The sequence below is a fragment of the Pelotomaculum schinkii genome (assembly GCF_004369205.1).
Taxonomy (GTDB): Bacteria; Bacillota; Desulfotomaculia; order Desulfotomaculales; family Pelotomaculaceae; genus Pelotomaculum_C; species Pelotomaculum_C schinkii.
Window position 1 is genome coordinate 24,778 of record NZ_QFGA01000004.1, and the last position, 16,826, is coordinate 41,603.

Genomic DNA, 16,826 nt, shown 5'->3' on the forward strand with positions numbered 1-16,826 from the left:
TTTTTATGGTCAGCTCCTGTCCTTCCCGGCATAGTATTGCATCAGGCGGCTTTCGTTGCTATCCGGGAGCGGCCCAAAGGGGGCTCTAATCAGCTTGAAGGGACAGGTGTGGCTGCTGGCCAAGGTTGTCACCGCTTACATCGGGGCTGTAATCGGGGCGGGATTTGCCTCCGGGCAGGAAATAATGCAGTTTTTTATCCTGCACGGAGCAAGCGGGCTGAAAGGTGTAGCTCTGGCAACCGCACTGTTTGCGTATCTGGGCGGCTATGTTATGTTTCTCTGTACCTCGTTGAAATCAACCGGCTATAAGGAAATTCTCACTCTGCTGCTGGGTTCGCGGGTTGGAAAGGTTATAGATATATTAAATCTATGCATGCTTCTCGCTGGACTTAGTGTGATGCTATCCGGCAGCGCGGCTGTTTTCGGCGAGCAGTTTGGCCTGCCTGCCAGAGCCGGGGTCCTGGTGGTGGCCACCCTGACCGCAATGGTTATCCTGGGGGGGCTGGATGGAGTGTTGACGGCGAATGTGTTCATGGTTCCCTTAAAATTTTTGGCGGTTTCTCTTATATCGCTGGCTGCTCTGCGCCTGGGTGGAGGGCCGGTAAACCTGGAGCCGGTTGTACCGGCGGCGGCCGGGGTGGCCGGGCACTGGGCTGTGGCGGGCTTGCTCTATGTATCCTATAACATGGTGGTGCCGGTGGCAGTCCTTTCCTCACTGGGCAGGATGGTTCCTCGCAAAATTGGAGTGGCCGGGGGGGTATTGGGTGGCCTGCTGCTGGGAGCCGCGGTCTGCCTGGTTACCTTGGCCGGACTGCGGCACTTTCCGGAGGCGTCCACTTACCAAATTCCGCTGCTTTACCTGGCCGGGCGCCTGGGTTATGGCTTTCAACAGGCTCTGGGCCTTCTGATCTGGTTGGCTATCCTCACCACTGCTATCGCCCAGGCCCACGGCTTTGCCAGCAGGTTGGCCGGAGGAGCGTTGAAGCCTTACCGCATCTTTGGTGTTGGGGCCTGCCTGCTGGCCTTGCCTCTATCCGGGTTCAGCTTCGCTGCGCTGGTCAGGTTACTCTACCCTCTCTTTGGTTGTGTCGGGCTGGCGTTGCTGTTAGCCTTGCTGGCGGCGCCGTTTTCTAAATTTTTCCGGAGACCGGAAAAAATGCTTCACATTATTAAAAGATTCAATATAATTAATAGGAAAATATGATTAGACAGGGAGACTTGAGATGAACTGGCTGGATTGGTTAATCGTTGTGATTGTATCCTTTTCAGCTTTCCAGGGTTTGCGCCGCGGTCTATTGGCAAGTTTGGCAGGACTGGCCGGCACCCTGGTTGGCCTGTTTGTCGCCTACACCTATCACCGTCCCCTTGCGGATTACCTTATCATAAACTGGAATGTGGAAGAAAAGATTAAGCCTCTGATCATGCAGTTGTTTAAAATTTGGATGCCTTCCCAGAGCCCTGTTCCCGGCGCCGCTCAGCCGGGCAAGCTTATATCCGCAGGGAGCGCGGCTTCTGGTCAACTGTCTGATATCGGTGATTACCTGGCCGGAAGCTTTGCCTCCGTGGCGCTGGACGCCCTATGCTTTTTAGCTCTTCTGCTGGCCACCACCTGGGCTATTAACCTGGCTGGGATAGTTTTGACCAAGGTGGCTCAATTCAGTCTGCTGGGAGCGCCGAACCATCTCGGTGGTCTTTTGTTCGGAACCGTCCGGGGGTTGGCCGTTGTAGTCATCTTGTTGGCTCTGCTTACACCCTTTCAGAGCGCCACTTCTTTTCCTGACAGCCAGCACGGGACGCCCGGCGCTACCCAGCGCCGCAGCGGCGCCTTTGAGGACTCCATGCTGCTGCCATATTTTGAACCTCTGTTTAGTGCAATCGGACGATCGCTGCCCACCGGCGCCACCGTGCTCCGTAAAGAACCGGGGGAACTCAAAGAAAACTAATATATTCCATCACGTTTAAGGGGTATAATAGAAGTACATGCCGCCAATGTCCATAACAAAAACATCAAACATCTATTGATGCGAACACAAGTTCTGCGATAAAATGGTAACGGTTAGCAGGTAAACTATATATAGCTGAGTGAGAATATAAGTGAAAGGGAAAAGGGTTTCTCAGCAGTTACATCCAATGAATGTAAGCGGCGAAGATATTAGCTTACGAAGTGGAATCCTTTTGCAACTGCCTCCTGTTTAGTCGGCAGGAGCGAAATCCAAACAAAGGCCTTTGTTTGGATTTTAGAAACCAGGCCTAAACAATGCATGTCGATAAGGAGTACCCTGCTCAAACACTTGCTTACAGCAGGCGCAATGTCTGGGACAGGATGTCTAATCAGGAAAAAGCTACGACCATGGGCTTTTGTGAATACTATAAGAGATACTTAAACGATTGTAAAACAGAAAGAGAAGCGGTTGATGTAACTGTTGCTCAACTGCGGGGCGCCGGCTTTCTACCCCTGGGTGGGAGTGTCCGGTTAAAGGCAGGGGACAAAATATTTGCAGTCAACCGCCAAAAGGCTCTCATCGCTGCAGTCATTGGCAGCAAACCACTGGAGTACGGGCTGAACCTGGTGGGGGCGCATGTAGACAGCCCGCGACTGGATCTCAAGCCGCAACCTCTGTTTGAAGAAGAAGGTTTGGCCCTCTTGAAAACCCATTATTATGGTGGAATTAAAAAGTACCAGTGGCTGTCGCTCCCCCTGGCCCTGCACGGGGTGGTCGTCAAGGGGGACGGCAACGCCGTTCCTGTGGTAATAGGAGAGGCGCCGGGAGACCCGGTTTTTACTATTACAGATCTGTTGCCTCACCTGGCCAAGGACCAGATGGAGAAAAAAATGATTGACGCCGTACCCGGTGAAAGCTTGAATGTCCTGGCCGCAGGCATGCCGCTGGGCGGGGTTGATCTGAAGGAACGTTTTAAATTATATGTCCTCGAATACCTCCATCGCATATACGGGATTAACGAAGAGGATCTGATCAGCGCTGAACTCGAACTCGTCCCGGCCTGGTCTGCCAGGGACACCGGTTTGGACCGGAGTTTCGTCGCCGCTTACGGTCAAGACGACCGTGTTTGCGCTTACACTGCTCTGAGGGCTATAATTGATACGCCCAACCCTATACGGACATCCATGCTGCTGCTGGCCGATAAGGAAGAAATAGGCTCTCTCGGCAACACCGGGATGAATTCGGCTTTTTTCGAGCATACGGTTGCGGAAATCGTCTCACGCTGCACGCCATCTTACAGCGATCTCCTTGTACGGCGGGTACTTGCTAACTCCTTTGCCCTTTCAGCCGATGTAAATGTAGGTTTGGATCCCAATTTCGGGGATGTAGTTGAGAAAATGAACACTGCCCGCCTGGGCTGTGGTGTGGTCTTAACCAAATATACAGGAAGCCGCGGCAAATCTTCTTCCTCCGACGCTCATGCTGAAGTGGTGGCCACGATCAGGAGGTTGTTTAACAGCGCCGCAGTAACCTGGCAGACTGGAGAACTTGGTAAGGTAGACCAGGGCGGGGGCGGGACTATCGCCCACTTCCTGGCAGAGCACGGCATGGATGTCCTTGATTGCGGGGTGCCCCTGCTGGGTATGCATTCTCCCCTTGAGGTGGCCAGCAAGGCGGATATCTACATGGCCTACCAGGGCTACCGGGCTTTTCTGGCTGGCTTACAATGACAAGCTTCAAGACCATCCGCCTGTGAGGAGGTCGACGATTTGCATAAGTATACTGTCGGGGATGTGGTCAGGACGAGAAAAACCCACCCCTGTGGCGGCGACCTGTGGGAAGTCATTCGCACTGGCGTGGATTTCCGGATTAAATGCCTGAAATGCGGGCGGGTTTTGCTGCTGCCGCGGCCTAAATTTGAAAAAGCGGTTAAAACGGTGGTCCAACAGGGAACACAAAGCCCCCCGGAACAGCTGTCCTGAAAATGCAGGTGCGAATTCATTCGCACAAAAGTTACTTTAGATGCCCAAGTTCGGCGCTGGCGCGCCGTGTGCGATTGAAATTCGCACCTGCATCATACGTGGCGCCGCGCTAGCGGCGTGGGCAGCTATCATGAAAATAAGTTGCATCATTTGATAAGCTATAACACCAGAAATTGTGGGTGGAGAATTATTCGCGCCGGACTACTCGGAAATTCGGTAGGCCCAGTTCGTTCCGTTGTTGTTGTCCCAGTGGTTGGAATTGTCTTTGAAACAAAAGTTTAGCTGGTTGCCCTTTTCTAGCCGTACAGCCTTTTCCCATCCGTCGTTGCGTTGCTCCATCGGCTGGTCGATTGTTTCGAGCCAATCCTGCTGTTCCCCGTACCCGTAGTGCAGGTAAACGCTGGCAGCGCCCTGGTTTGCCAGGAGACCCTTGTAAAGTATGCTTACATGCCGTCCGTCTTCCGAAAGCGGTTTAACTTGTACGCCTTGGATGGAATGAGAGTAGGTAAAAGGCTTAATTGAGCTCACAAAAGCACCTCCCAATATATTCACCAGCTTTATTGTGCGCCGAAGGCCTTTGTAATATTAGCTAAGCGGAAGAGGACAAATTTCCCATTATCCTTGTCAATTTTAAGTCCTTGTGCTATAATCTATAGGTCAAAATTTGCATTTGACGTTCCACCCTGCTCTACCCCTGGTGTAGGGCCGATAGTCCAAAGGGAGGAGGTGAATGGTTTGCGCAAGTATGAGGTAGTCTTTGTGCTTCGTCCGGATCTGGACGAGGAAAAAAACGCGGCGGTATTGGATAAATTCCAGTCTTTAATTGAAAGCCACGGTGGAGAGATTACAAAACTCGACAAGTGGGGCAAGCGCAGGCTGGCTTACGAGGTGAAAGACTTCAGAGAAGGCTTTTACATCCTGGTCAAAATGAATGCAGAACCCAAAGTGGCTGCAGAGCTTGATCGCGTTTTTAAGATTACGGATGAAGTGCTGCGACATATCATCGTCCGGGAGGACGAGTAGCGCCAGGTAGAGCATAACTACCTTTAGCGCTGACCGCTGGAAAAAGATTAACTTAAGGCGGTGAGAAAAATGCTAAACCGAGTGATTCTAATAGGCCGGCTTACCAAAGATCCGGAGCTTCGCTACACACCTAACGGTGTGGCGGTAGCCAGGTTTACCTTGGCCGTGGACCGGCGTCAGGCCAAGGACCGGGAAAAAGAGGCCGACTTTATTGACATCGTGGTATGGCAGAAACAGGCCGAAAACTGTGCCAACTATATTGGCAAGGGGAGGCTGGTGGCGGTCGACGGTAGATTGCAGATACGCTCTTACGACGACAGCCAGGGTATACGACGCAAAGCCGCCGAGGTAATTGCCGAGAATGTGCGTTTTCTGGATCGCGCCAAAGAAGGCGGATCTTCATATAACGCCAGTCACCCCAACCACGCCGACGAGGGCATGGGGAGCGAAATTAGCTTTAATGAGGATGATATACCGTTTTAATAAATGACCGGTACCAGCGCAGCGGGCCGGTATGAGGAGGTGCGCGAATAAATCGTGAAACGTGAAAGAGGCCGTCGCGGTAAAAAACGGATTTGCAGTTTCTGTGTGGATAAAATGGAAGCAATTGATTATAAAGATATACCTCGCCTTAAAAAATATATCACCGAACGGGGCAAAATTCTACCCCGCCGCATTTCTGGAAACTGCGCCGGACACCAGCGCATGCTGACCACAGCGGTTAAGAGGGCTCGTAATATAGCGCTCCTGCCGTTTACAGCGGAATAGTAGCTACCGGGGAGGCCAAGGCCTCCTTTTTTAATTAAACGTGTCTTTTCGCGGGCACAGGGCCGGCCGAAAGCGCTACGGAGCGCCTGGGCGCGTTCTCCGTAGCGCGTGCAAGCATGTTTATGAAGCTTGCATAGAAGCGTAGTGAACTGGCGGCTGCCTGCAAAAGCGGCAGGTATGATGAATAGTAGACCATGACCTCTTTTGTGAAATTATATTGAAAGCTTCTAGGCCCATACATTTGGGGCAACAAATAACAGGCAAATCGGCCATGATAGGGGCAGGAAAAGAAATCGCTCCTGAAGAATAGTTAAAGGTCAAGTGTCAAGTCTACCGAAGGAGGATACCCATGTTACCCGGCAGTCAGGAGGGCGGTATTGCCAAGAATATTAAAATAATCGATTGGTTAAAGGCAGATTTGATTACCTCCGTTTCTGCGCTTTTCAAGGCCATGCTTAGAAGCAATGAGGAGTTAATCATGGACGCGCTGGCCAGCTTGCACATCACTTGCTATGTATTAGGCCGGCGGTTGGGTATTAATTTTAACCGACTCGACTTGAAAGTGGAAGCAAAACTGCGTAAGGGCATCGACCAGGAGCATGAGGTTGAAAAATGGTACGGCGACCTCTCGGGTCTGTTAAATTATCTGGCCGAAAAAAAGAGGTGATTCTTTGCTGACCGGCAATAAGACCAGAGCCCTGTCGGAATGGGCTTTTTTTACATCCCTGGCGATTCTGTTTGTTCTGGCTGGTCTTTATGTACCGTTTCTCGGTCTTCTAGCCACAGTAGTTTTCCCCCTGCCGTTGATACTGTTGGTTTTACGGCTTGACACCCGCTACGCCGGCCTAAGCCTGGCGGTGGTTGGAACCAGCCTGTTTATTTTGGTTCCCGGCCAAACTCCGGCCTTGCTGATGCTTTTACCGGCAGGTTTGCTGGGTGTTTTGTACGGTTTACTGTTTAAAAATCAGGTATCCCCCGGTATCAGTATTTTTGCGGGACTGGCCGGGGCGGCTGTTCTTACGCTCCTTTCAGCTCTGCTCATAGATGTCATTACAGGCATAAAGCTGTTTACTCTGGACCAGGACAGCCGGTTGTTTGTCGAGCAGTGGCTGGAAGCGAACAGTAGTGTGAATGTTTTCAGTGACGTTCCCCCTGAGATGCAGGGAAACTTAAATCAGAACGTTACGAGCCTTTTTGAACTATTCATTCCGGGTCAGTATATTGTAGCTTCGGCTGCCGGCGCAGTTTTATCGTATTTTGCGGCCAGAACCGTGCTCAGACGGATGCAGTATGAGTTGCCGCCGGTCCCCGCCTTCAGCAGGGTATATGTTCCATGGTATGCCATCTGGGGTCTTATTTCAGGATTGGGGATGACCCTGGCGGGTGATTTTTTATCAATACCGCTGGTGGGGAAGATAGGAAAGAACATCCTTTTCGTCTTGTTTTATTTTCACCTGGTGTTGGGAGCCTCTGTCGCCGCGTATTTTTTCCGCAGCATCAAACTGGCCAGGCCTTTCAAACTGGCGCTTTTGGCCTTGGTCTTAGTCTACCTGCCCTTCAGTGTTTCTGTTTTTTTGATGTTGGGAGTGATTGACCCTCTGATAAACATGCGTCAGCTGCCGGAAGCGAAGGAATAATCCCTTATAGGGCCGTCCAAGTGTTTTTCATGCAAAACAGGCTGAGGTTAGCTTTCCAGGAGGTAATGGATATGAAAGTAATACTGCTAAAAGATGTACCCGGCCAGGGCAAGCGGGGGGACGTAATCAACGTAGCGGAAGGCTACGCCCGCAACTATCTGCTGCCGCGCAACCTGGCCAGCGAGGCTTCCCAGGGAAAGATGAAGGAACTGGCCGAGCGACAGCAGGCGAATGCGTTAAAAGGGGAAAAAATAAGGCGGGAGGCGGAAGAACTGGCAGCCCGCCTGGGAAAGATTACAGTAGTTGTGCAGACTAAAGCCGGTGAGGGCGGCAAGCTCTTCGGCTCTGTCAACAACAAGGATGTTTGCGACACCATGGTCTTACAACATCGTATCAGGCTTGACAAAAAGAAGGTTATTCTGAAGGAGCCCATCAAGCAGCTTGGAGAGTATTCTGTGGTGGCCAAACTGCATCCGGATGTACATGCCGAGATTAAGGTCAAAGTGGTTGGGGAGCAGGATTGATTAACCATCATCTTTCTCTGGGTTTGGTCCGGTTGTTTGTGCCCGTAAACTGTAAACGCCGGGTTGTTCAGTTAGTTCACAACCATAACGCGGCGCCGGCAGAGTAGGAAAACGCAGCAATGTGGGTAACACCACACCGGGTCTTTCAGGTTTTGCCTATGCCTCTATGGCGGCGACTTGAGCCGTGCGATTTTCTTTCGCACACGGCGCGCTGGCGCCGAACTTGTAGGGAGCGAATGCAGCACTTGTCGAATGAATCGCCCCCACGTTTTGGGGTTATCGCTTCTTATGCCGGACTCTTATTTTTAGGGTAGCACTGAAAGGAGCACAACATGAAAGTATTCCTCGAAAAGTTTATCGGAGGGAACAAAAACGAAACCTCTGTTAAACTGAAAGGCAACGAGCAAATTAAACGCCAGGTTACGGCTATGTTTGGCCTCCTGGCTGATCTGTACGGCTCCGACAAGCTGGTCCTGCGGGCCGGCAAGTTGGATGCCCTGCAGTTCATGCGCTCCGAAAGGATGGAGGAAAGAGTACTGGCCCTCCAGAAGTTGGTTTTCGAGGATCCAACCTTTAATACCCCGCCCGAGCAGGAAGCCATCCCGGGCATATTGGAAGAGATAGAAGAAGAGATTGCCGATAATATTGCCCGGCGCACGGTCGAAGACCAGCTGGAAAAGAAAATCAGCGAAAAGCTGCAGCAGCGCCACGAGGAGTATGTCAAAGAAATAAAAATGCAGGTTATCAAGGAGAACGCAGGTCCGGAAAACGCCCACACTTTAAAGAAGCTGGCCCTCCTGGAAAAGATGGAGCAAAAAAAACTGACCACCTCCGCCATGGAGTTTCTGCGCCCGGCTTCCTTTGAAGAAATTGTTGGCCAGTCGCGCGCAATTAATGCCTTATTGGCCAGGCTGGCATCTCCCTATCCACAGCATATTATCCTTTATGGACCGCCGGGTGTAGGCAAAACCACTGCAGCCAGGCTGGCCCTGGAAGTGGCTAAAGCGGCCAAGGGGACGCCCTTTGCCAGGGAAGCGGCCTTTGTGGAGGTAAATGGCGCCACCTTGCGCTGGGATCCCCGTGAAGCTACAAACCCGCTCTTGGGCTCAGTGCACGACCCTATTTACCAGGGAGCAAAGCGGGATCTGGCTGAGACGGGTGTGCCGGAACCCAAACTGGGATTGGTCTCCGACGCCCACGGTGGTGTGTTGTTCATTGACGAAATCGGGGAAATGGACCCCCTGTTACAGAATAAGCTTTTAAAAGTGTTGGAGGATAAGAGGGTCTTTTTTGACTCCTCCTATTACGACCCGCATGAACCCAACGTACCCCAGTATATTAAAAAGCTTTTTGAAGAAGGCGCCCCGGCAGACTTTATCTTAATCGGGGCGACCACCCGCGAGCCTGAAGATATTAACCCGGCCATCCGCTCGCGTTGCGCCGAGATTTTCTTCGAGCCGCTAACGCCAAAAGACATCCAGGCCATTTTGACACAGGCGGCCGGAAAACTGGGTGTGTTTTTAGATAACAGGGTGGCCGAGGCTATCAGCGAGTACACCATTGAGGGCCGTAAGGCCATCAGCATCCTGGCAGACGCCTACGGACTGGCCTGCTATCGTGATAAGACGGATTGCGGATGTCCCGCGATAACCCTTGAAGATGTCCTGGAAGTGGCTCAGGTAAGCCGTCTCAGCCCCTATGCAACCTGCAAGGTTTCCAGCCGGCGGGAAGTGGGGAAAATTTTTGCGCTGGGCGTGCTGGGCTACCTGGGGTCAGTTTTAGAACTCGAAGCAGTGGCTTTTCCCGCCCGCAGCCAGGGCCAGGGGGCCATCCGCTTTAACGATACCGCCGGCAGTATGGCCAAGGACTCCGTGTTCAACGCCGCCTCTGTAATACGCAAACTGACAGGCGAAGACCTCAGCAATTATGACCTGCACGTTAATGTGGTGGGTGGCGGCAGAATAGACGGCCCATCAGCTGGTGTAGCTATTTTCCTGGCCATCTTAAGCGCTATTCAGGGGCGCCCCATACCCCAGGATATAGCCGTCACCGGCGAGGTGTCCATCCAGGGCAAGGTCCGCGCGGTTGGAGGAGTATGCGAAAAAATATATGGCGCCAGGCAGGCCGGCATCAAAACCATCCTGCTGCCGGCGGAGAATGAAAATGACGTGCCTTCCGAGGTAAAGGGCATTCAGGTGGTGCTGGCGCACACTGTTGAAGATATCATCAGGCACGTGTTTCCACCCACGGATGTTGATGAACTGGTCAGCTGATTGTTTATTGAAACGTACGGCTTTCATTTGTTAAAAAGGAGATCATTTTGTTAGACCGAATTCCTCCCCAGAATATAGATGCGGAACAGTCCGTGCTGGGCGCCATCCTTATCGACCGCGAGGCTATTTACAAGGCGATGCGGGTGCTCCAGCCGGGCGATTTTTACCGGGAAAGCCACCGTACCATCTACGAGGCCATGCTCTTCCTGAATGAAGCAGGGAGCCCGGTGGATTTGATCACGCTCAGTGATCAGCTGAGGCAGCAGGGTGACCTGGAAAAAGTGGGCGGCGTAGCGGCTATCGCCACTCTGGCGGAAATGGTGCCAACTGCCGCCAATGTGGAGTACTACGCCCGCATCGTCGAGGAAAAATCGCTCCTGCGCACCCTGATCAACCTGTCGACGCGCATTGCCGGTATGGGGTACGAAGAACACGAGGAGCCTGAAAAACTGATCGCCGAGGCCGAGCAGATGATCATGGAACTCGGTAACCGGCGTACCAGCCAGGCCTTTTTCACAATCAAGGAAATCTTCCTGCAGACCTTCCCGCACCTGGAGTTCCTTTACAATAATCGCGGCGTTGTAACCGGCGTGCCGACATCCTTTGGGGACCTGGACCAGATCTGCTGCGGATTTCAGCCAAGCGACTTTATTATCCTGGCGGGGCGTCCCAGCATGGGCAAAACCAGCTTAGGGTTATGTATAGGCTATAATGCCGCCATGAAGCACAATATCCCGGTGGCGGTGTTCAGCCTGGAAATGTCAAAGGAGCAACTGGCGCAGAGGATCCTCTGCGCGGAGGCGAAAGTCGACCAGCAGCGACTTCGCAATGGTACCATTGATGAGGAGGACTGGCTGAAGCTGCACGAGACGGCCGGTAAAATGGCCAAGGCGCCAATATATATTGACGACACCCCCGGTATCAGCATCCGCCAGCTGCGGGCCAAGGCCAGACAGCTCAAGTCTGAGAAGGGGCTAGGGCTGATCGTGATCGATTATCTTCAATTGCTCCAGGGCAGCCGTCGCTCCGAAAACCGCCAGCAGGAGATTTCAGAGATATCCCGTTCCCTTAAGGGACTCGCCAAGGAACTGCAAATCCCTGTACTGGCTCTGGCTCAGCTCAGCCGGTCTGTGGAGCAGCGTCCCAACAAGCGCCCGGTGATGTCCGACCTGCGTGAGTCGGGTTCATTGGAGCAGGACGCCGATCTGGTCATGTTTATTTACCGCGATGAATACTACAACCCCGAATCGGAGAAAAAGGGCATCGCAGAGGTCATTATCTCCAAGCACCGCAATGGACCGGTCGGCAGCGTCGAACTGGTTTTCCTGAAAGAATATACCAAGTTTGTCTCCATTATAAAAAACACATCAGACCATTGACAGCCCTCTCCAGGGCTCTATACAGGTGTTAAATCGTCCCTGGCCGGCCGCAGGCCGGGATTTTTTGTCTTGACAAGATTTCTTTGGTTTGTTAAGATCTTTGTGTTGTTTAAAAAAGGTTCACTCACTACTACAACTACATTTTCGGGGACCACACTGAAGCACTCAAATGGCAACTGGTATAAGGTTTGTTGTTTGGGTTATTTTTATGCCGGCAGGGAAAAATATCATAAAGCTTCCTACCCAAAAAAGGGGGAGGGAATATTTTTGAGTAAATTGTATGATGTTGTCATCGTAGGCGCCGGACCGGCCGGGATTTTCACGGCGCTGGAGCTGGTCAAGTCCGGCAAGGATTTAAAAATTTTAATTATCGATAAAGGCCGGGCGATCGGCGACCGGTCCTGCGTAGCCCGCGTCCAAAACGCCCCGTGCAGCAACTGTTCTCCTTGTTCGACGGTGTGCGGCTGGGGTGGCGCCGGAGCTTTCAGCGATGGCAAGCTTACTCTTTCCACAGAGATAGGCGGCAGCCTGGAGCAATACATCGGGGAAAGTCGCCTGGCTGAACTCATTGATTATGTGGACCGTACTTACCTGAGCTTTGGCGCTCCTGAAAAGGTCTACGGCCTGGAGAATGAAGAGGCAATCCAGGAGGTCCAGCGGCGCGCCGTACTTGCAGAGTTGAAGCTGGTGCCGGTCAGGATCAGGCATATGGGAACAGGCCGCTGTAAGGAAATCCTCCATAGAATGTACGAAAGCCTGGTTTCCGCCGGGGTTGAAGTGAGAACCTCCACTTCGGCGGAAGAGGTGCTGGTGGAGAACGGGGTCGCGCGTGGTGTGACCTGCCGCAACGGGCAGGTGATCACAGCCAAACAGGTGGTTCTGGCGCCTGGCCGGGAGGGCGCCGGCTGGCTCTGTGACGAGGCTCAACGTTTGGGACTCGAGACCACCATCAATCCTGTAGATATCGGGGTCAGGGTGGAGTTGCCGGCAGCCGTGATGGATCCCTTGACCAGTATTTTTTACGAAGCTAAATTCATTTACTACTCCAGGACCTTCAACGACAAAGTACGCACTTTCTGCATGAACCCGAACGGGGAAGTGGTGCTTGAAAATAATGACGGGCTCGTTACGGTAAACGGGCACAGCCACGCATATAATAAGACGGAAAACACCAATTTTGCCGTCCTGGTCAGCAAGACCTTTACCGAGCCCTTCAAAGAGCCGATTGCTTACGGCAGGTACGTTGCCAGCCTGGCTAACCTCCTGGGTGGCGGAGTTATTGTGCAAAGCCTGGGTGACCTCATTTCGGGCCACCGCTCCACCAGGGAAAGGCTGGCCAAGTGCATGACCGTACCAACCCTGGCGGAGGCCACGCCGGGTGATTTAAGCCTGGTCCTGCCGTACCGCCACCTGATGGGCATCGTAGAGATGCTCAAGGCGCTCAATGAACTGGCGCCGGGGGTTTATTCCAGGTATACACTGCTCTACGGGGTAGAAGTCAAGTTTTATTCTTCCCGCCTGGCCCTTACAGGTTCCCTGGAAACACGGGTGAAAAACCTGTTCGCGGCCGGGGACGGCGCCGGTATCACCAGGGGCTTGGCCCAGGCCTCTGCGGCCGGTGTGGTGGCGGCCAGGGAAATTATTAATAGGATTTAGGGGGTAACCTGATGTCTACAGTGGTTCTAGTCGGCGCCCAGTGGGGCGATGAAGGAAAAGGGAAGGTAACGGATTTCCTGGCCGAAAAGGCCGACCTGGTGGTCCGCTACCAGGGGGGCAACAATGCCGGACACACGGTTGTGGTGGGTGACCGGGAGTTTAAGCTACACCTGATCCCTTCGGGCATACTTTACCCCGAAAAAATTTGCGTCATCGGGAGCGGTATGGTTATCGATCCGGGGGTTCTGCTCCAAGAAATGGAAGCCCTTAAGAATAAAGGGATCAGTATTGATAACTTGAAAATCAGTGACCGCGCTCATGTCATTTTCCCTTATCACCAGCGACTCGACCAGGTGGAAGAAGAGCGCAGGGGAGATAATAAAATCGGCACTACCGTCCGCGGCATCGGACCTGCCTATATGGATAAATCGGCGCGTGTCGGTATCCGTATGGTTGACCTGCTGGATCAGGATGAATTCGCTTCTTTACTGGAAGCCAACATCGAAGTTAAAAATCACCTGCTTACCAAGGTCTACGGGATGAATGCGCTGGATTACCCCAGCATCCTGGCAGAATACCGCGGTTACGCCGAGAACCTGGCCAAGTACGTGGCTGATGACTCTTTGCTTATCAATGAGGCCTTCAAGAAGGGGCAGAACGTGCTCTTTGAGGGCGCTCAGGGCACCCTGCTGGATATTGACCATGGCACCTATCCCTATGTCACCTCTTCGCACCCGACTGCCGGGGGCGCCTGCCTGGGCGCAGGGGTTGGACCGACCAAGATTGACCGTGTCATCGGCGTTGCCAAAGCTTATACCACGAGGGTCGGGGAAGGTCCCTTTGCCACGGAACTTGAGGACGACACCGGCGAGTACATCCGCACCCAAGGGGGCGAGTTCGGCACCACCACCGGCCGGCCACGCCGCTGCGGTTGGTTTGACGGGGTAGTGGCCCGCTATGCCGTGCGCATCAACGGCCTGGACTATCTTGCCATCACCAAGCTGGATGTCCTGAGTGGTCTGGAAAAGGTTAAAATCTGTACCGGTTACAACTACCGCGGGAGAATTATTGAAGAATTTCCGGCCAGCCTCAGGGTTTTAGAAGAGTGCGTGCCTGTCTACGAGGAGTTTGACGGCTGGCAGGATGATATTACTTCAGCCAAAACACTGTCGGATCTCCCAACTTCCGCCAGAAAGTACCTGGAACGGGTCAGCGAAGTCGCCGGTGTGCCCATAGCCCTGGTTGGCGTCGGCAGCAGGCGCAGCCAGACCATTCTAACAACCGAACTATACAAATAATCTAAATACCCCCGGCCCGGCCGGGGGTTTAGTATGTGGGTGTGAATTCATTCGCACAATGACCCCACAGAAATGCATGTTATTAAAGGATTGGCATTAATTCCTGAAACGCTAGGAGGTTATTCCCAGTGATCCCCTTTGCAATTTAAACCAGCATAACGAATTATAATACGGGCGCATATACTATTGTTCTGCCGGCGCCTCCGCTGTATAAGAACGATCCAACCAAAAAAAGAACCTATTCAATATTTAGTTTAATGCTTTTTATCTGATAATCCTTTAAGTTTTATATTTTTTAGTGGTTGACACCCCATCGGGGTTATAGTAATATATCTATCTGTAAGGCTTGTTGGGCCATTAGCTCAGTCGGTAGAGCACCTGACTTTTAATCAGGGTGTCCCGCGTTCGAGTCGCGGATGGCTCACCAATTTAATCCTTGCGAATATACGGCCCCATGGTCAAGCGGCCTAAGACACCGCCCTTTCACGGCGGTAACCCGGGTTCGAATCCCGGTGGGGTCACCAAGACGTATAACGAAGCAGCCTTGGACAGGCTGCTTTTACCATCAAACAACAAGTCTGAATAACTTGCATTTTCATCTGGATCAGGCTATAATAATAGAACTAAGCGGGTGTAGCTCAACGGTAGAGCATCAGCTTCCCAAGCTGAGGGTTGCGAGTTCGATCCTCGTCACCCGCTCCAAGAAAATTTAACCCTCATAAAGATTATTTAATCTTTGTGAGGGTTTTTTTACGCCTGAGCGTCATTTTCGTCTGACTTAAGAACTAAAAACATCATCTTTACATTGTATTTTGGGTCACCTGGCAACCTGGTCGACCTCCGGCCGCAGCTAATAACTTAATTTCTCTGTTTGGTGTACTGTTTAATCAGTTCCATTCTGGTATTCCAGACCTTTTCGCTCAGGTCGACGGGATAAACCTCGGGGTTGAGACTGCGCAGGTACTCCGGCCAGAAGAGGGACAGTTGGCTTTTGTGATGGTTTTTAATCTCTTTCAGGGACGGCGGGTCAAACACCTGCTCCCCGTCAATAAATATAGGTTCGAGCAGTTCAACCGCCTCGAAACCGGTTACATATTTATAGAGCCAGGTGTGTACAGGGTCAAACATTTTAATGCGGCCCAGGCTCCGTACGTCCTCATCCGCCATGGCGATGTAATCGCCCCCAGTCTTGCCCGTATCCTTCTTGATAATCCTGTACACTGTCTTATAACCGGGTATGGTAACTTTTTCAGGGTTGCTCGAGATCTTGATGGTCGGGACATAAACTCCGCGCTCTTCCTTGGCGGCCAGCTTGTAGATGCCGGTTAGCGCCGGGTCGTCCGCGCAGGTAATCAGCCTGGTGCCAACTCCCCAGCTGTCTATTTTGGCTCCCTGGGCTTTTAAATAGCATATTTTATTTTCGTCCAGGTCGTTGGACGCAACGATTTGGACGTAATTCAGGCCGGCCTCGTCCAGCATCCTGCGGCATTCGATAGAAAGGAAGGCCAGATCTCCGCTGTCGAGGCGGATTCCTTTCATCCTCTTGCCCACAGACTCCATGTATTTGGCGGTTTTAATCGCGTTGGGGAGGCCTGATTTCAGGGTGTCGTAGGTATCCACAAGCAGAATAACGTTATCAGGTAAAGCCTTGGCGTAGTTGATAAAGGACTCTGCCTCTGTGCCGTGAGCCTGGACCCAGGCGTGGGCGTGAGTGCCCTTGCTGGGAATGCCGAACATCTTCCCGGCCAGGAGGTTGGAGGTGGAGTCAAAGCCGCCGATATAGGCGGCCCTGGTTCCCCAGATAGCGGCGTCGGCTTCCTGTGCCCGCCTGGTGCCGAACTCCATCAGGACGTCGTTGGGGGCCGCCTGTCTGATCCTGGCGGCTTTGGTTGCAACCAGGGTCTGGAAATTAATAAAATTCAGGATGGCGGTTTCTACCAGCTGAGCCTCAAAAATCCTCGCCTCCACCTGGACCAGCGGTTCGTTGGGAAAGACCAGCGTGCCCTCCCTGACCGCTTTCAAATTGCCGCTGAACCTGAATTTTCTCAGCTCGTCGAAAAAACCGGGCTCGTAATTTTCCTCCTGCTCGGCCAAATAGGCGATATCCTCTTCGGTGAACCTGAGATTGTTGATGTAGCTGATAATCCTTTCCAGACCTGCGAAAACCGCAAAGCCGTTGCCGAAAGGCAACTTTCTGAAAAAAGCTTCAAAGACACACTTTCTGTTCTCCGTACCATGTTTCCAGTAAGCGTACATCATATTGACCTGGTACTTATCGGTGTGAAGAGACATGTTATCGTACTGCAAGTTCCATTCCCCCCTCCACAATCATCAAAAATATGC

16 protein-coding genes and 3 tRNA genes are annotated in these 16,826 nt (G+C 52.4%); 17 read left to right on the forward strand and 2 right to left on the reverse strand.

The features are described from left to right. Window positions 1–94 precede the first annotated feature (94 nt). The 4 genes from Psch_RS19130 (at window position 95) to Psch_RS19145 (ending at window position 3,925) form a co-directional block, all read left to right on the forward strand. Window positions 95–1,204 carry a YkvI family membrane protein gene (locus tag Psch_RS19130; RefSeq protein WP_243124244.1) on the forward strand — a complete coding sequence of 370 codons (1,110 nt, stop codon included), beginning with the start codon at window positions 95–97 and terminating at the stop codon, window positions 1,202–1,204. 19 nt (window positions 1,205–1,223) lie between these two features. After that, a complete protein-coding gene (locus tag Psch_RS19135) occupies window positions 1,224–1,943 on the forward strand; it encodes a CvpA family protein (protein WP_190259390.1) in 720 nt (239 codons plus the stop codon). Between the two features lie 314 nt (window positions 1,944–2,257). Then, window positions 2,258–3,673, forward strand: a complete 1,416-nt coding sequence (locus Psch_RS19140; protein WP_190259391.1) for an aminopeptidase — start codon at window positions 2,258–2,260, stop codon at window positions 3,671–3,673. Window positions 3,674–3,712: 39 nt separating this feature from the next. Then, window positions 3,713–3,925 (forward strand): DUF951 domain-containing protein, encoded by a 213-nt coding sequence (locus tag Psch_RS19145; RefSeq protein ID WP_190259392.1) that lies wholly within the window; start codon window positions 3,713–3,715, stop codon window positions 3,923–3,925. A gap of 201 nt (window positions 3,926–4,126) precedes the next feature. Here the strand turns inward: Psch_RS19145 and Psch_RS19150 are convergent, their stop codons facing one another. Further along, window positions 4,127–4,453: a carbohydrate-binding protein gene (locus Psch_RS19150; RefSeq protein ID WP_134216797.1), complete on the reverse strand. Its 327-nt coding sequence runs from the start codon at window positions 4,451–4,453 to the stop codon at window positions 4,127–4,129. Between the two features lie 207 nt (window positions 4,454–4,660). Between Psch_RS19150 and rpsF the strand changes: the two genes are divergently transcribed. The 13 genes from rpsF (at window position 4,661) to Psch_RS19215 (ending at window position 15,185) form a co-directional block, all read left to right on the forward strand. Then, complete coding sequence (rpsF, locus tag Psch_RS19155) at window positions 4,661–4,948, forward strand: 30S ribosomal protein S6 (RefSeq protein WP_190259393.1); 288 nt, start codon at window positions 4,661–4,663, stop codon at window positions 4,946–4,948. 69 nt (window positions 4,949–5,017) lie between these two features. Continuing rightward, a complete protein-coding gene (locus Psch_RS19160; RefSeq protein ID WP_134216795.1) occupies window positions 5,018–5,431 on the forward strand; it encodes a single-stranded DNA-binding protein in 414 nt (137 codons plus the stop codon). A gap of 54 nt (window positions 5,432–5,485) precedes the next feature. Further along, on the forward strand, window positions 5,486–5,716 hold the full coding sequence (rpsR, locus tag Psch_RS19165; protein WP_134216794.1) for a 30S ribosomal protein S18: 231 nt from the start codon (window positions 5,486–5,488) through the stop codon (window positions 5,714–5,716). Between the two features lie 349 nt (window positions 5,717–6,065). After that, a complete protein-coding gene (locus tag Psch_RS19170) occupies window positions 6,066–6,383 on the forward strand; it encodes a MazG-like family protein (protein WP_134216793.1) in 318 nt (105 codons plus the stop codon). A 4-nt stretch (window positions 6,384–6,387) separates the two neighbouring features. Further along, a complete protein-coding gene (locus Psch_RS19175) occupies window positions 6,388–7,353 on the forward strand; it encodes a DUF2232 domain-containing protein (RefSeq protein ID WP_190259394.1) in 966 nt (321 codons plus the stop codon). 71 nt (window positions 7,354–7,424) lie between these two features. Then, window positions 7,425–7,877: a 50S ribosomal protein L9 gene (gene rplI / locus Psch_RS19180; RefSeq protein ID WP_190259395.1), complete on the forward strand. Its 453-nt coding sequence runs from the start codon at window positions 7,425–7,427 to the stop codon at window positions 7,875–7,877. A gap of 332 nt (window positions 7,878–8,209) precedes the next feature. After that, on the forward strand, window positions 8,210–10,150 hold the full coding sequence (gene lonC, locus Psch_RS19185) for a Lon family ATP-dependent protease (RefSeq protein ID WP_134216790.1): 1,941 nt from the start codon (window positions 8,210–8,212) through the stop codon (window positions 10,148–10,150). A gap of 47 nt (window positions 10,151–10,197) precedes the next feature. Beyond that, on the forward strand, window positions 10,198–11,529 hold the full coding sequence (gene dnaB, locus Psch_RS19190; RefSeq protein ID WP_134216789.1) for a replicative DNA helicase: 1,332 nt from the start codon (window positions 10,198–10,200) through the stop codon (window positions 11,527–11,529). 267 nt (window positions 11,530–11,796) lie between these two features. Next, on the forward strand, window positions 11,797–13,185 hold the full coding sequence (locus Psch_RS19195) for an NAD(P)/FAD-dependent oxidoreductase (protein ID WP_134216788.1): 1,389 nt from the start codon (window positions 11,797–11,799) through the stop codon (window positions 13,183–13,185). 11 nt (window positions 13,186–13,196) lie between these two features. Next, a complete protein-coding gene (locus tag Psch_RS19200; RefSeq protein ID WP_134216787.1) occupies window positions 13,197–14,483 on the forward strand; it encodes an adenylosuccinate synthase in 1,287 nt (428 codons plus the stop codon). A gap of 351 nt (window positions 14,484–14,834) precedes the next feature. Next, window positions 14,835–14,910 (forward strand) — tRNA-Lys (locus Psch_RS19205). Window positions 14,911–14,931: 21 nt separating this feature from the next. Next, window positions 14,932–15,007 (forward strand) — tRNA-Glu (locus tag Psch_RS19210). 103 nt (window positions 15,008–15,110) lie between these two features. Then, window positions 15,111–15,185: transfer RNA gene (locus Psch_RS19215), tRNA-Gly, on the forward strand. A 156-nt stretch (window positions 15,186–15,341) separates the two neighbouring features. Here Psch_RS19215 and Psch_RS19220 read toward each other — a convergent pair. Beyond that, window positions 15,342–16,790, reverse strand: a complete 1,449-nt coding sequence (locus Psch_RS19220; protein ID WP_134216774.1) for a nicotinate phosphoribosyltransferase — start codon at window positions 16,788–16,790, stop codon at window positions 15,342–15,344. Window positions 16,791–16,826: the final 36 nt, after the last annotated feature.